This is a genomic window from Streptomyces sp. NPDC029151, assembly GCF_055564315.1.
In genome coordinates, this window is sequence record NZ_JBVHWQ010000007.1 from 373,759 (window position 1) to 387,753 (window position 13,995).

Genomic DNA, 13,995 nt, shown 5'->3' on the forward strand with positions numbered 1-13,995 from the left:
CCTCCGGGACTTGGAGGCCTGGCATGGCGGATCCTGGGACGAGTGTGGCTCCTTACTGGGAGCTGACCTTCGACGCGGACGGGGACGTGGACGGCCCCGAACGCGACCGGCTGCTGGCGCGGGTCGCGGACCACGGCGTCCGTGACCTGATCGTCTTCTCGCACGGCTGGAACAACGACCGCTCGGGCGCGACCGCGCTCTACCGCCGTTTCCTCGCCCCGGTCCCGAAGCTGGCGCCGCAGGCCCGGCTCGGGTACGTCGGGGTGGTCTGGCCGTCGATGCGGTTCAGCGACGAGCCGATCCCGGACTTCCCGAGGTCCGTGGCGGCCGTGGAGGCGGGGGCGGAGCCGCGTCCGGTGCTGGACAAGGACACCCGGCGCGCCCTGCTGGAGGCCTTCCCGGGCCGGACGACGGTGCTGGACCGGCTGGCCCGGATGCTGGACGAGCGGCCGGACGGCACCGCGGGGCTGGCGGAGTTCGGGCGGCTGGTGCGGCTGCTGCTGGACGGCGGCGGACCGGGAGCGGCTGCCGACACCGACGAGGACGGCGAACCCGCCGTGTTCGGTGGCGACCCGGTGGCCGCCTGCGAGCAGTTCGCCGAGGCGCTGGCCTCGCTCGACTCCTTGGGCGCGCCGCGGTTCACCGTCCCGAACCCGTGGGACGGTGCCAAGGAACTGCTGCGGCAGGCGACGTACTACCAGATGAAACGGCGGGCCGGGACGGTCGGCGAGCGGGGACTCGGCCCGTTGCTGGGGCGGTTGGCGCAGGCGGCGCCCGGGGTGCGGGTGCACCTCGTCGGGCACAGTTTCGGCGGCCGGCTGGTGGCGTTCGCGCTGCGCGGGCTGCCCGGGGGCGTGGACACGGTGAAGTCGGTGACCCTGCTCCAGGGCGCCTTCTCGCACTACGCGTTCGCGGCCCGGCTGCCGCACGCCCCGGACCGGTCGGGGGCGCTCAGGGACCTGCAGCGGCGCGTCGACGGCCCGCTGGTGTGCTGCTACTCGCACTTCGACGCGGCCCTCGGCACGTTCTACCCGCTGGCCTCCCGGCTCGCCGGGGACGACCGGTCCTGCGCGGGCGTCGAGATCGCGGCCGTGCTCGGGCCGCGGTGGGGGGCCATGGGGCACGACGGGGTGCAGGCGGTGCAGGGCACGGCCCGTCTGGACCTCGCGGCGGCGCTGGACGGCCGGCTGCCCGCGTCGGGGTGCGTGAACGTGGACGCGGCGGCCGTGGTGCGGCGCGGGGGCGCGCCGACCGGGGCGCACAGCGACATCGTGCACCCCGAACTGGCGCGGCTGGTGGTGGCGGCGGGCCGTATCGCGTGACCCGCCGCCCGTGTCACCTCAGCGGTGCGAGGTGTACTCCACGACCTGCTGGAAGGTCGGCCGGTTCTGCCAGCTGATCTTCCCGTGCTTGATGCCGCCCAGGGTGTGCTGGACGATCGAGTCGGCGCACCACTGGTCGCCCGCCGCGCACTGGTCGTCGCCGGGGTAGACCTGGGCGGCGGTCCTGCCCGCAGCGTCCTTCAGGGTGCCGACGAGGAGGTCCCGGCAGGCGGTGAGGCTGCCGCCGCCGCAGTACGTCCGGGCGAGGCCGCCCTGCACGGGCTCCCCGAGCACGGCCCGCACGTCCTTGTCGACGTAGGACCACCAGCCGTACTGGAAGGAGCTGCCGGCGTGCGAGCCGGTGGGTCCGTGTCCGGCGGAGGGCGCCTCGTCCACCGGCAGGCCGGCGGTGACCGCCGCGTAGAGGTCGCTGCCGAGGCCGGGCTCGAACTCGGCCTTGACCAGCAGCGGCCACCAGGCGTCCAGGATGCGGATCGCGTCGGCGTCGGCGTACTTCTTCGAACCGGCCGACGTCTCGGTGCGCTTGGCGCCCGCCGCGACCCACGCCTGGAGCTTGCTCACCGCCGCGGCGGCCGTGGAGTCGGTCACCGGTGAGGAGGTGACCACCTTGAGCAGCCTGGGCAGCACGTCCTCGGCGCGCAGGTCGGCGAGGCCCGCGTCCGCCATGGCCTGCACCAGCTTGGCACGGGTCACCCCGCCGGCCGCGACCAGCTTCTTCACCCGGTCGTCCAGCAGGTTGCCGCGGTGCACGGAGCCGTCGCCCCAGGACGCGGTCGTGTAGTCGGCGGCCTGCTTGTTGTTCCAGGAGATGTAGTAGTCCTGGTCGACGGAGTGGGGGTGGGCGGAGGCCGGGGTGTAGTCGGCGGTGTTGGTGGCCGGGTCCCAGTTCCGCCACTCGTACGCGGGCCGCCCCCACACCGGGAACTCGCTGTCGACACCGCTCGCCCGCTCCGGGTTGTCACCGCTGTTGTAGTAGGCGGTGTGCCGGGAGTCGGCGTAGAACCAGTTGAAGGTGTAGTTGATGTGCTGCGCCGCGCTCTGGAAGTCCTGCGGGCCCTTGACGTAGTCGGGGTCGTTGAGCATCTGGAAGCCGATGATGGAGTCGGCCTCGTGCAGGTAGGAGGAGCGCAGGGTGGTGTAGGCGACCTTCTTGCCGCCTACGGTCGCCCGGTACTCCACGGGGCCGTACCGGGTCCGCCACACGCGCATGGTGTACGACCCCTCCGCCGTGCCGTCGGCGGTGGTCGGCTTCCAGGCGTTCTTCTGCTCGATCTTCTCCATGGCCGTGCAGGTGCCGTGGTACAGGTAGTGGTAGTCGTCCTGGCACAGCTCGACCGCGTAGCTGTCGATGATGTCCTGGCCGGAGGTGGTGGCGCTCCAGGAGTAGTCCTGGCCGCGGCCGAGTTCGACGTACATGCTCAGGCCCGCGAAGGAGGCGCCGCGGGCGCTGAGGCCGGGGCCCTGGATCTCCTGGAGCATGAGCAGCTGCGGTGCGAAGTAGCCGGTCTGCGGCCCGAAGACGGCGATGGGGTGGCCGCCGGCGGTGTGCTCGCCGCTGACCACGAGGGCGTTGGACATACCGCGCCGGGCGGAGCCGAGGGCGGTCTTCGCCGCGGTGGCGGTGGTGCTCTTCGCGGCCGCGGTGCCCGCGCTGCCCGTACGGTCGTACACGAGCGGTTCCCGGACGACCGAGCCGGTGTCGGGCAGGGCCTCGCCCTGGGCGTCGGCGGGTCTGGCGCCGTAGGGGAAGCTCTCGCCGTCGTGGACGGTGAGGACGGCCTCGGGGTCGTTGCGTTCACGGAAGGACTCCCAGACCCGGGTGCCCTCCTCGACGCCGTACCTGGCCTGGGCGGCGAGCAGGGACAGCGCGTTGTCCACCTCGCCGCCACCGCCGGAGCCGAACAGCGAGCCGATCACGGAGGCCAGCGCCACCAGGTCGGTGACCTTGAAGTGTTCTATGGTGCCGGCGTTGGTGATGGAGTCCTTGTGGCCGGTCAGGACGTACTCGCCGGGGAAGTAGCGGCCGCTGTCGGAGGCGTCGATGTAGGCGTTGACGCCGTCGATGTAGGCCTTGACGTCGGCGAGCGCCTGCTGGCCGCGGGCGCCGTTGCGGGCGACCGCGTTGTCGATCTGCGCCTGGAGGTCGGCCTCGGTGTAGGGGGCGTTGCGGTAGAACTGCTGCTCCAGGCCCTGGTTGGCGGGGGCACCGCCGGCGAAGGAGGTCAGCCGGCCGCGGCCGACGTGCCGGAAGACGTCCATCAGCCACAGGCGGTCCTCGGCCGCCGCGTAGCCGGCGCCGAACTCGGTGCCGTACCGGGTGGTGCCCGTGATGTGCGGCACACCGGCCTTCTTGTCGCGGACGATCGTCACGTCGCCGCGGCCGGCCGGCTTCTCGGTGGAGGCGACCTGGTCGGCGGGGACGCCGAAGGAGGCGTCGTTGAAGAAGGTGTTGACCGTGGCGTCGGTCAGGCCCTTGTAGCCGCCGGCCAGGTTGGCGTACGGGCCGAGCTGGTCCTCGGCGTGCCCGGGCTGGGTGCCGAAGGCCTGGTTGAGCAGGATCTGGGCGAGGGTCGCGTTGCCGTTCTCGCCGGGCGGCAGGATGTCCGAACACCGGCCGCCGCAGTAGTCGTTGGCGGCCGCTGTCCCGGTCGCCGCGACCGCGGACTGTGTGAGGGGTGAGAGAAGACCGGCGACGAGGACGCATACCGACGCGGTCTTCAGGAACCCGGGGAGTCGGCGGAACGTTCTCAGTCTGTCGAGCTTGGTACGTGGGGTTCGCCGTGGCATGGCAGCTCCTAGCGACAGGGGTGGCCGAACGTTACCGCCGGTATCCCCCCGTTCAAAGATGAACATGCGTCACTTTCCGGAGTACGCAAGGAGATCCCGAGAAGAGATGGAGCCGAATCGCCTGTCGATACGTCTATTCGGCGACGTCCTTGCGACGACGCCGAAGTGACCGAAGTGCAGGTGCAGGTGTGACGGAGGTGCAGGGCGATGGCCGGTTTCCGGAGTCTGGCGAGACAGGTACGCGACCCGGAGTGCGATCTGGCGCTACGGCGGTACTCACTGCGCAAGTGCCTGGAGAAGTTCGCCCCTTACGGGCATCGGGCGACCTGGGACCATCTGTGTTCCCGGGCGGGTTTCGGCCCCGAGGACCGCTCACCCGATCCGGCGCGGCTCGTGGCCGCGCTGGAGGAGCTGGAGGAGGCTCGTGACGTCTGGCTCGCCTACGAGACCGACTTCACCGAGCGACGCAGGAAGGAGAAGCACGACGGGCTGCGCCGGCCCGGCAGCGTGGACGACTGGCACCGGCTGACCTGGGGCGGGTTCGGGGTCGCCTGGTGTGACGACCCGCGGGTGCATCCGGACGAGCCGCTGGCGGTGGTGCTGCGCCGGCTGATCGCCGCGCTGGAGCGGGAGCCGGGCTCGTCCTGCCCGGTGTGCGGCGGGGAGCGCCTGGTCTGGAAGTACGGCCTGGACCACGAGCCGTCGTCCGGGCCGGTCTGCACGGACTGCGGGATCCTGGTGCCGCGGCCCGTCCTCGACCCGCGGGCCCTCGAGTACGCCCGACGGGGACGCCTGCTGATGTCGGCCTGAGGACCTGCGCGAACGACCGGCACCGATGCGGGGGTGCGTAGGGGATGCCGCACCCTTTCCGCGGGGTGGCGCGACCGTGACGGCCTCGTGGAGCCGACCGCGCCCGTGTGCGCGACCTCCCAGCGGCGCGGGTGACCGCGCGGCCGGCCCCCACGCGACCGCGCCCGGCGCCGAACCCTCGTCCGGCCCGGTCGCCCCCGGCCCGGGGGTCGCCCCCGGCCCGGCCGTCACCCGGCCCGGTCGCCCCTCAGCGCCGCTCCGCCATGAGACGCGACCCCGTGAGGCGCTCGCCGAACACGTCGTCCGGGTTGGACAGCACACACGTCTCCAGGGACAGGCACCCGCACCCGATGCAGTCGGTGAGGTGGTCCCGCAGACGGTTCAGCTGCTGGATCCGCTCCTCCAGTTCCGCACGCCACTTCTCCGACAGCCGCGCCCAGTCCTCCCTCGTCGGTGTGCGCTCCTCGGGCAGTTCGGCCAGGGCCTCGCGAATCGTGGCGAGCGGGATGCCGACCCGCTGGGCCGCGCGGACGAAGGCCACCCGGCGCAGGGTGTCACGGCTGTAGCGCCGCTGGTTGCCGGGGGTGCGCCGACTGGAGATCAGGCCTTTGGACTCGTAGAAGTGCAGGGCGGACACCGCTGCTCCGCTGCGCGCGGACAACTGGCCGACGGTCAGCTCGTGGATCTTCTCGGGAATCTGTGGCACCTCTCAGAGACTACCCACCGGGCCGGTCCCCCCGTCGTTGACATCGCCCCCTCACCCGACCATGCTAAGCAGTTGCTTAGAGACGCGAGCGAGAGGCCGGGAACATGGCAGAACCGAGGACCTTCACCTCCCCCGACGAGCTGAGGGCGGCCGTGGGCGAGCAGCTGGGCCACACCGACTGGCTGGAGGTCGACCAGAAGCGGATCGACCTGTTCGCCGAGGCGACCGGGGACCACCAGTGGATCCACGTGGACCCGGAGAAGGCCGCCACGGGACCGTTCGGGACCACCATCGCGCACGGCTACCTCACGCTGTCCCTGCTCCCGCTCTTCGGGCCGCAGCTCATCCGGGTCGAGGGCGTGAAGATGGGCGTCAACTACGGGACGAACAAGGTGCGTTTCCCCTCCCCCGTCCCGGTCGGCTCCCGGCTGCGCGCCACCGGCCGGATCACCGGCGTCGAGGACGTCACCGGCGGCGTGCAGGTGACGGTCGCCTTCACCGTGGAGCGCGAGGGCGGCGACAAGCCGGTGTGCGTCGCGGAGTCGGTCTCCCGGTACTACCTGTAGAGCCCGGGCCTACCGGGCCCCGACCATGCGCAGCACGAGGTCGGCGTAGAGCGCGCCGACCTCCTCGGGGGTGCGCGGGCCGTTCACGTCGAACCAGCGGGCCACGTCGATGCACAGCGACAGCACGGCGAGGGTGGTGCCCTTGACGTCCAGCACGTCGAACTCGCCCGAGGCCACGCCGTCCTCGATGATCCCGCGCACCTCCGCGTCGACCTGCCGGCGCAGCGCGACGATCTCGGCGCGCGCCTCGGGGCCGAGGGCGTCGAGTTCGTACTGCACGACCCGCGCGGTGGTGCGCCGCCCCGCGTGCCAGCGGACGAAGGAGCTCACGGCGTCGGCCAGCCGCTCCGTGGCGCTGCCCTCGCGGCGGGCCGCCGTGCGCAGGATGTCCAGGGCCCGGTCGTGGCCGATCCGGCTGATCCGGTGGAGCAGCTCTTCCTTGGTCTTGTAGTGGATGTAGAGCGCGGCCGGGCTCATGCCGGCGCGGCCCGCGATGTCGCGGGTCGTCGTCGCGTGGTACCCACGCTCGGCGAAGGCCTCCACGGCGGCGACGAGCAGCCGCCGGGCCGCGTCAGGGGTGACCTCTTCCCACGGCTCCACTTCGCCGCCGGTCGTCTCCTCCGCCGTACTCATCGCTCGCTCGCCCCTCTCGGTGACAGGAGCACCACCATACCGCCGACGGTGAGCGAGCGCTTAGCGTAGCCGCTCAGAGCTTCTCGAAGGGATCGTGGTCGGCGAGCAGTTTCTCCAGGCGGGCCTGGTCGACGCGGCTGACGAGCTGCCCGGCCTCCTGCCGGTCACGGATGACCTTGGCGAGGGTGAAGGCGGAGGTGACGAGGTACAGGACGGCGATCGCCATGAACCCGCGCACCCAGGCACTGGCGTCGAGCCGGACGATGCCGACGGCGGTGGCCGCCATGGCGACCGCGAAGGAGGCGACGGCCTGACCGTAGAACGCGGCCGTACCCTGCTGCTTGACCGGTGTGTCACTCATGGACAGAGCATCGGCGGACACGGTCCGCGCCACATCCGCCGGAATACCCAGATCGGTACTCAGAAGGCCGAGACACCCGTCAGCGAACGCCCGATGAGCAGCTTCTGGATCTGGCTGGTGCCCTCGTACAGGGTCATCACGCGGGCATCGCGCAGCAGCTTGCCCGCGGGGTACTCGTCGATGTAGCCGTAGCCGCCGAAGACCTGGAGGGCGTTGTTGGCGGCGCGCACGGCGGCCTCGGAGGCGAACAGCTTGGCCTTGGAGGACTCGACGGCGAAGGGCTCGCCGCGGTCGACGAGGTCGGCGACCCGCCAGGTCAGCAGCCGGGCCGCGTCCACGTCGACGGCGATGTCGCTGATCAGCTCCTGCACCAGCTGGTGCCGGGCGATGGGCTTGCCGAACTGCTCCCGCTCACCGGCGTACCGCACGGCCGCGTCCAGCGCGGCCTGGGCTATCCCGACGCAGCCGGCGGCCACCGACATCCGCCCCTTGGCGAGGGCGGACATGGCGACGGAGAAGCCCTTGCCCTCCTCGCCGAGCATCGCCGAGGCGGGGACGCGCACGTCCTCCAGGACGAGTTCGGCGGTGGCCTGGCCGCGCAGGCCGAGCTTGCCGTGGAGGGGGCGACGGGTCAGGCCGGGGGTGTCGGCGGGGACCAGGAAGGCGGACACGCCCTTGTGGCCGGGGGCGTCGGTGGAGCGGGCGAAGAGCAGGACGACGTCGGCCCAGGTTCCGTTGGTGATGAACATCTTGGTGCCGTTCACCACGTAGTCGTCGCCGTCGCGCACCGCCCGGGTGGTGAGGCTGCCCGCGTCGGAGCCGGTGCCGGGCTCGGTGAGGCCGAAGCAGCCGACGTACGCGCCGGAGGTCAGTCCCGGCAGCCAGCGCCGCTTCTGCTCCTCGTCGCCCCAGGCGGCGATCGTCTTGGCGACGAGTCCGAGGGAGACCGAGACGATGCCGCGGACCGAGGAGTCCCCGCGCCCCAGTTCCTCGGTGACGAGGCAGTAGGAGAGGTGGTCGCCGCCGGAGCCGCCGTACTCCTCGCCGACGGTCAGCCCCAGGAAGCCGACCTCGCCGAGCTTCCCGACGATGTCCCGGTCGACCTCCTCGGCGCGGTCCCAGGCGACCACGTGCGGGGCGATCTCGCGTTCCACGAAGTCCCGGGCGAGCTGCCGTACGGCCGTCTGCTCCTCGCTGAGACCCAGGTTCACCACGAGATCACCCCATAACCGATGGTTCTTGAAAGACGTACATTTAAATTAGCACTGCTAGTTTCCACTGCGCAGCCCTACTATGTGCGCCATGGCCCGACCGCGCAAGCCCCTCCTCAGCCCCGACCGGATCGTCGCGACGGCCCGGGACCTCGTGGACCGGGAGGGCCTGGCCGCGGTCTCCACGCGGCGGCTGGCCGCGGAGCTGGGGGTGAGCGGGCCCTCGCTCTACAACCACTTCCGCACCAAGGACGACATCCTGGAGGCGGTCGCGGACTCGGTCAGCGCGCTGGTCGACCTGTCGATGTTCGAGGACGGCCGGGACTGGCGGACCGCGCTGCACGACTGGGCCGTCTCCTACCGCGCCGCCCTGCGCGACCACCCGAACATCGTCCCGGTCCTCGCCCGCGGCCCCGGCCGCCGCCCGGCCGCACTGCGCCTGGCCGACGCGGTCTACGGCGCGATGGTGGAGGCGGGCTGGCCCCCGGCGCAGGCCACCTCGATCGGCGCGCTGATGCGGTACTTCATCATGGGCTCGGCGCTCGGCTCGTTCGCCGGCGGTTTCGTGGACGACGCGAGCGCGTACGACCCCGCCGACTACCCCCACCTGGGGCAGGCCCACCTGCTCGCCGAGCAGCAGGAGAAGATCGACGAGCGGGCCTTCGAGGCGGGCCTGAGCGCGCTGCTGGACGGGCTGGCGCAGCAGTACGAGCGGGTACGGGTGTGAGGACGCTTCGGCCGGCGCCGAACCGAGGGTGCCGCATGCTGGGGGCATGACCACCGAGGACCCCCGGGCGGCGGGCCTGGCCGCGCTGGCCGGGCTGATCGCCGACCGCACCCGGGCCGCGTGCCTGCTGGCACTGCTGGACGGACGGGCGTGGACGGCCGGCGAGCTGGCCCGGCACGCCGGTGTCGCGGCGTCCACGCTGAGCGAGCACCTGGGGAAGCTGGTGGCCGGCGGCCTGCTCGCGGAGGAGCGGCAGGGCCGGCACCGGTACGTCCGGCTGGCCGACGCGCGGGTGGCGCAGCTGGTCGAGGATCTCGCCGCGCAGGTGCCTGCGACGGCGGTACGGCAGGCTCCGCGCACCCTGCGCGCGGCGAGCGCCGGGGCGGCCATGGCACGCGGGCGTACCTGCTACGACCACTTGGCCGGGCGGCTGGGAACCGTACTGACCGATGCGCTGACCGGGCGGGGGCTGCTGCGGCAGGACACCGGGTTCGCGCTGACCGACGCCGGGGTGGAGTGGTTCGGCGCGGCCGGCATCCCGCTGGACCTCACCGGCCGGCGCCCTCCGGCCCGGGCGTGCCTGGACTGGACCGAGCGGCGCCCCCACCTCGCGGGGGCGGCGGGGGCGGCGCTGTGCCGGCGGGCGCTGGAGGCGGGGTGGTGTGTGCGGGTGGGGAGCGGGCGGGCGGTGAAGGTGACTCCGTCCGGGGAGCGGGTGTTCCGCGACCTGCTCGGCATCTCCTCCGGTGACCTGCGCTGAACTCCCCGCCTCCCTTCCGGACCGCTCACTCTCAGAACACGACCAGCGCCCGGCCTCCCTTGCCCGCCAGCATGTTCTCGAAGGCCGTCGGGATGTCCTCCAGGCCGATCCGTTCGGTGACCAGCGCGGACAGGTCCAGGCGGCCCTCCCGGACGTGCTCGGCCAGCAGCGGTACGTCGCGGGCCGGGTCGCTGTTTCCGTAGACGCAGCCGGAGAGGGTGCGGCCCCAGTGGAAGATCTCCAGGGCGTTGAAGGCGACCTGTTCCTCCTTGCCGCCGATGCCGACGACCGTCGTACGACCGCCCCGGCGGGTGGACTCCCAGGCCGCGCGGATGGAGACCGCGCGGCCCACGCACTCCACGGAGACGTCGACGCCCTGCTTCCCGGTGAGGGCGCGGATCTCGCGGGGGGTGTTCTCCGAGGCGAGGACGTAGTCCGTGGCGCCGGCCGCGCGGGCCAGTTCCTCCTTGCCCGGCGAGACGTCGACCGCGATGATCCGGGACGCGCCCGCGATGCGGGCGGACTGGAGGGTGGCCAGGCCGACTCCCCCGGCGCCGAAGACGGCCACGGTCTCGCCGGACCGGACCCGCGCCGCATGGTGGACGGCGCCGTACCCGGTGAGCACGGCGCAACCCAGCAGGGCGGCGTCCACCAGCGGCACCCCCTCCGGCAGCGGCAGCACGCAGGACGCGGCGACCACCGTCTCCTCGGCGAACGCGGCCACGTTCAGCCCGGGGTGCAGTTCGGTGCCGTCGGCGGTGCGGGCGTGGACGCCGGCGGCGCCGTTCAGCGCGTTGGCGCACAGCCACACCTCGCCCAGCGTGCAGGCGTGACAGGTGCCGCAGGACGGTGCCCAGTTGAGGACGACCGGGGTGCCCGGCGCGACGTGGTCCACGCCCTCGCCGACCGCGACGACCGTGCCGGCGCCCTCGTGGCCGAGGACGGCCGGGACCGGCACCCGCATGGTGCCGTTGGACAGGGACAGGTCGGAGTGGCAGACGCCGGCGGCGGCGAGGCGGACCCGGACCTGTCCGGGGCCCGGGTCGGGCAGCTCGATGCCGGTGATCTCCAGCGGGGCGCCGATGGCGGGCAGGACGGCGGCTCGTACGGCCATGGGTGTCGGACTCCTCAGAACTGCAGGGACTTGGTCTGGAGGTACTCGGCGAGTCCGTGCGCGCCGAGTTCCCGGCCGACCCCGGACTGCTTGTAGCCGCCGAAGGGCGCGAGGGGGTTGAACCGGCCGCCGTTGATGTCGACCTGTCCGGTCTCCATGCGGCGGGCGAAGGCCACCGCCTCGGCCTCGTCGGCGGCCCAGACGGCGCCCGCGAGACCGTACACCGTGCCGTTGGCGATGCGCAGGGCGTCCTCCTCGTCCTCGTACCTCAGGATCGACAGGACCGGGCCGAAGATCTCCTCCTGGGCGACGGTCATCTCGGGGGTGACGTCCGCGAAGACCGTCGGGCTGACGAAGTAGCCGCGCTCGCGCGGGGATGCGGGGCCGCCGGCGACGAGGCGGGCGCCCTCGGCGACGCCCTTCTCGATGTACCCGCGCACCCGGGCCCGCTGCCTGGCGCTGACCAGCGGGCCGATGCGGTCGGCGTACTTGTCGGCGGCGGTCCGGGCGAGTTCGACGGCCTCGGCGTACTGGTCGCGGTGGACCAGCATCCGGGTCCAGGCGCTGCACGTCTGGCCGGAGTTGGACATCACGTTGGCGACGCCGACGTTCACGGCCCTGGCGAGGTCGGCGCCGGGCAGGATGACGTTGGCGGACTTGCCGCCGAGTTCGAGGGCGACCTTCTTCACGGCCGCGCCGGCCACCGCGCCGATCTGCCGGCCGACCGCCGTGGAGCCGGTGAAGGAGACCAGGTCGACGCCCGGGTGCTCGGCGAGGGCCTGTCCGGCGACCGGGCCGAGGCCGGTGACCAGGTTGAACACGCCCGCGGGCAGGCCCGCCTCGTGCACCGCCTCGGCGAAGAGCTGGGCGGTGAGCGGGGTGTCCTCGGCGGGCTTGAGGACGACCGTGCAGCCGGCGGCGAGGGCCGGGGCGACCTTGGCGACGATCTGGTGGAGCGGGTAGTTCCAGGGGGTGATCGCGCCGACCACGCCGATCGGCTCGTGCAGGACGGTGGAGTTGCCGACCTTCTCCTCGAAGGCGTGCGTCGCGGCCAGCTCGGCGTAGGAGCTCGCGACCGCGATCGGCACGGCCGCGTGCACGGCCTGGGAGAACGCGAGGGGCGAGCCCAGTTCCGCGGTGACCGTCTCGGCGATCTCGTCCTTGCGGGCCACGAGGGCGTCCCGGAGGGCGGTCAGGCGCCCGGCGCGTTCGGCCGGGGGCGTGGCGGCCCAGCCGGGCAGGGCGGCGCGGGCGGCCCGTACGGCGGTGTCGACGTCCAGGGCGCCGCCCGCCGGGACACGGCCGATGACCTGCTCGTCGGCGGGATTGACGACCTCGATCACGTCCCGGCTCCCGGCGGGGCGCCAGGCGCCGTCGATGTACAGGGCGTCGTGTGCCTTCATGTGTGTCCTCCCGGCGGGTCCGCGTCGTCCGGCACACAAACTAGCGGTGATAGTTTTCGCGCGCCAGACATTCCCGGGCCACGGACGTTCCGGGACATCATCGCGAACGGACCGGCCGGTGCGGGCAGGGCGTCCGCACCGGCCGGTCCGCCGGTCATCGGGTGGCGGTCAGATGGGCGAAGACCACCACGTTGCTGGTGTAGCCGGTCCGCCGGCTGAAGAGGCCGCCGCAGGTGATCACCCGCAGCTCCGGGCGGCCGGTGGGGCCGTAGACCTCCCTGTCGGGGAAGCCGGCCTTGTCGAAGACCTTCACCCCGTCCACCGAGTAGACGGCGGTACGGCCGTCCGCCCGCCGGGCCTCGATGCGCCTGCCGGGCTTGACCTGGGCGAGTCCGGCGAAGACGGCCGGCCCGGTCCGGGTGTCGCGGTGTCCCACGGCCACGGCGGTGCCGGCCTCGCCGGGCGTGGGGCCGCCCTCGTACCAGCCGACCAGGCGGGGCGCGTCGACGGGCGGCGTCTCCAGTTCGTGGTTGCGGTCGAGGCGGAGCGGGGTGACCGGGGCGTCGATGCCCAGGGAGGGCACGCGGAAGGACGTCGGCCGGGACCGGGGCAGCGGACGGGGCGGCGGGGTGTCGGCGGGGGGCGGGTCCTCGTCCGGGCCGGCGTCCGCTCCGCCGCCCCCTCCGTCGTGCCGGGAGGAGTCCGCGCCGGAGGCCGCCGGGGCACCCCGGCCGGTCCCGGCCGTCCCGCCGTCCGGCCCGCACCGGGCCACCACCGTCACCAGGACGACCGCCAGCAGGGCCGTCCTGGCCAGACGGTAGGCGCGGGTCCGGTACCAGGGCCTGCGTCGGTACCTACGCGGCACCATGGGGCCGCCGGCGGATCAGCCGGACGTACACGACACCGCAGACGGCGACCAGACCCACGGCGGCCGCGGCGGCCACCGGGGAGTACGCGGCGGCCGTGTCGATGAGGCCGCCGCCGCCCGCGTGGACCCCGCCCTTGGGACCGTCGTGGTCGTTCTTGCCCCAGCCGCCGCCGTTGTTCTGCTGGTCGTCGGCGATCTGCCCGTTCGGACCGTGCTCCCCGTGCTCCTCCTGCTCCCCCTCGTGGCGCCCTTCCTTGCAGCTGACCCGGAAGACCTTCTCCTTCACGGCCGCGGGGGTCCCCACGATCCAGCTGATCTTGTACTGCCCGTCCGACAGGCCCAGCGGGTCGGTGTGCCCGGCACCCCCGGCGAGCTGGATGACCCCGGAGACGGTGGCGGCGGTGGGCAGCGGGGGCTGGGGGGTGATGGTGTAGGCGATGCTGGTCAGGGTGTCGAAGTTGACCGCCTCGAGATAGAACCTGCAGACCACCGGATCGTCCTTGGCCGATCCGACGAGCGACGTTCCGCGGAGGTGACGCTCGTCATGGATCCGGATGTCGCCGTTCTCCCCCTGGGCCACCGCGCTCGGCGCCGCCACCCATGACGCGCCCGCCGCGGCGAGGGCGGTGAGGACGACTGTGGCGCCCGCGCGGGAGCCGACGGCACGTGGGAGTGTCAGGGTGGGCATGCGCAATCCTCCGAGTTC

The 13,995-nt window shown here is 73.0% G+C and carries 14 protein-coding genes; 5 read left to right on the plus strand and 9 right to left on the minus strand.

Annotated features, from left to right (window positions below; translation table 11 throughout):
* Positions 1 to 23: 23 nt before the first annotated feature.
* Positions 24 to 1,322, plus strand: a complete 1,299-nt coding sequence (locus ACZ4VF_RS26645; protein WP_467929046.1) for a serine-threonine protein kinase — start codon at positions 24 to 26, stop codon at positions 1,320 to 1,322.
* 18 nt (positions 1,323 to 1,340) lie between these two features.
* On the opposite strand, the gene ACZ4VF_RS26650 is transcribed toward ACZ4VF_RS26645, so the two are convergent.
* Entirely contained in the window at positions 1,341 to 4,130 is a 2,790-nt protein-coding gene (locus tag ACZ4VF_RS26650) for a penicillin acylase family protein (protein WP_467929047.1), read from the minus strand.
* Positions 4,131 to 4,337: 207 nt separating this feature from the next.
* On the opposite strand from ACZ4VF_RS26650, the gene ACZ4VF_RS26655 reads away from it, so the two are divergent.
* Entirely contained in the window at positions 4,338 to 4,940 is a 603-nt protein-coding gene (locus ACZ4VF_RS26655) for a hypothetical protein (protein ID WP_467929049.1), read from the plus strand.
* Positions 4,941 to 5,187: 247 nt separating this feature from the next.
* Here the strand turns inward: ACZ4VF_RS26655 and soxR are convergent, their stop codons facing one another.
* Entirely contained in the window at positions 5,188 to 5,646 is a 459-nt protein-coding gene (gene soxR, locus ACZ4VF_RS26660; protein WP_467929050.1) for a redox-sensitive transcriptional activator SoxR, read from the minus strand.
* A 104-nt stretch (positions 5,647 to 5,750) separates the two neighbouring features.
* Between soxR and ACZ4VF_RS26665 the strand changes: the two genes are divergently transcribed.
* Positions 5,751 to 6,212 (plus strand): MaoC family dehydratase, encoded by a 462-nt coding sequence (locus tag ACZ4VF_RS26665; RefSeq protein ID WP_467929052.1) that lies wholly within the window; start codon positions 5,751 to 5,753, stop codon positions 6,210 to 6,212.
* Positions 6,213 to 6,221: 9 nt separating this feature from the next.
* On the opposite strand, the gene ACZ4VF_RS26670 is transcribed toward ACZ4VF_RS26665, so the two are convergent.
* From ACZ4VF_RS26670 to ACZ4VF_RS26680, 3 genes are all read right to left on the minus strand, one after another.
* Positions 6,222 to 6,845 (minus strand): TetR/AcrR family transcriptional regulator, encoded by a 624-nt coding sequence (locus ACZ4VF_RS26670; RefSeq protein WP_467929054.1) that lies wholly within the window; start codon positions 6,843 to 6,845, stop codon positions 6,222 to 6,224.
* 73 nt (positions 6,846 to 6,918) lie between these two features.
* A complete protein-coding gene (locus ACZ4VF_RS26675) occupies positions 6,919 to 7,206 on the minus strand; it encodes a YiaA/YiaB family inner membrane protein (protein WP_467929055.1) in 288 nt (95 codons plus the stop codon).
* A 59-nt stretch (positions 7,207 to 7,265) separates the two neighbouring features.
* Entirely contained in the window at positions 7,266 to 8,417 is a 1,152-nt protein-coding gene (locus ACZ4VF_RS26680; protein ID WP_467929182.1) for an acyl-CoA dehydrogenase family protein, read from the minus strand.
* Between the two features lie 91 nt (positions 8,418 to 8,508).
* Here ACZ4VF_RS26680 and ACZ4VF_RS26685 point away from each other — a divergent pair, with 91 nt between their 5' ends.
* On the plus strand, positions 8,509 to 9,144 hold the full coding sequence (locus tag ACZ4VF_RS26685) for a TetR/AcrR family transcriptional regulator (protein ID WP_467929056.1): 636 nt from the start codon (positions 8,509 to 8,511) through the stop codon (positions 9,142 to 9,144).
* Positions 9,145 to 9,190: 46 nt separating this feature from the next.
* A complete protein-coding gene (locus ACZ4VF_RS26690) occupies positions 9,191 to 9,904 on the plus strand; it encodes an ArsR/SmtB family transcription factor (protein ID WP_467929058.1) in 714 nt (237 codons plus the stop codon).
* A 31-nt stretch (positions 9,905 to 9,935) separates the two neighbouring features.
* Here ACZ4VF_RS26690 and ACZ4VF_RS26695 read toward each other — a convergent pair whose 3' ends face one another.
* From ACZ4VF_RS26695 to ACZ4VF_RS26710, 4 genes are all read right to left on the minus strand, one after another.
* Positions 9,936 to 11,018, minus strand: a complete 1,083-nt coding sequence (locus ACZ4VF_RS26695; RefSeq protein ID WP_467929059.1) for a Zn-dependent alcohol dehydrogenase — start codon at positions 11,016 to 11,018, stop codon at positions 9,936 to 9,938.
* A 14-nt stretch (positions 11,019 to 11,032) separates the two neighbouring features.
* Positions 11,033 to 12,421: an aldehyde dehydrogenase family protein gene (locus tag ACZ4VF_RS26700; protein ID WP_467929060.1), complete on the minus strand. Its 1,389-nt coding sequence runs from the start codon at positions 12,419 to 12,421 to the stop codon at positions 11,033 to 11,035.
* Between the two features lie 154 nt (positions 12,422 to 12,575).
* The gene (locus ACZ4VF_RS26705) at positions 12,576 to 13,289 is read right to left on the minus strand and encodes a class F sortase (protein ID WP_467929061.1); all 714 of its coding nucleotides are present in this window, start codon (positions 13,287 to 13,289) and stop codon (positions 12,576 to 12,578) included.
* Complete coding sequence (locus ACZ4VF_RS26710; RefSeq protein WP_467929063.1) at positions 13,276 to 13,977, minus strand: hypothetical protein; 702 nt, start codon at positions 13,975 to 13,977, stop codon at positions 13,276 to 13,278. The genes ACZ4VF_RS26705 and ACZ4VF_RS26710 overlap by 14 nt, the downstream gene beginning before the upstream one ends.
* Positions 13,978 to 13,995: the final 18 nt, after the last annotated feature.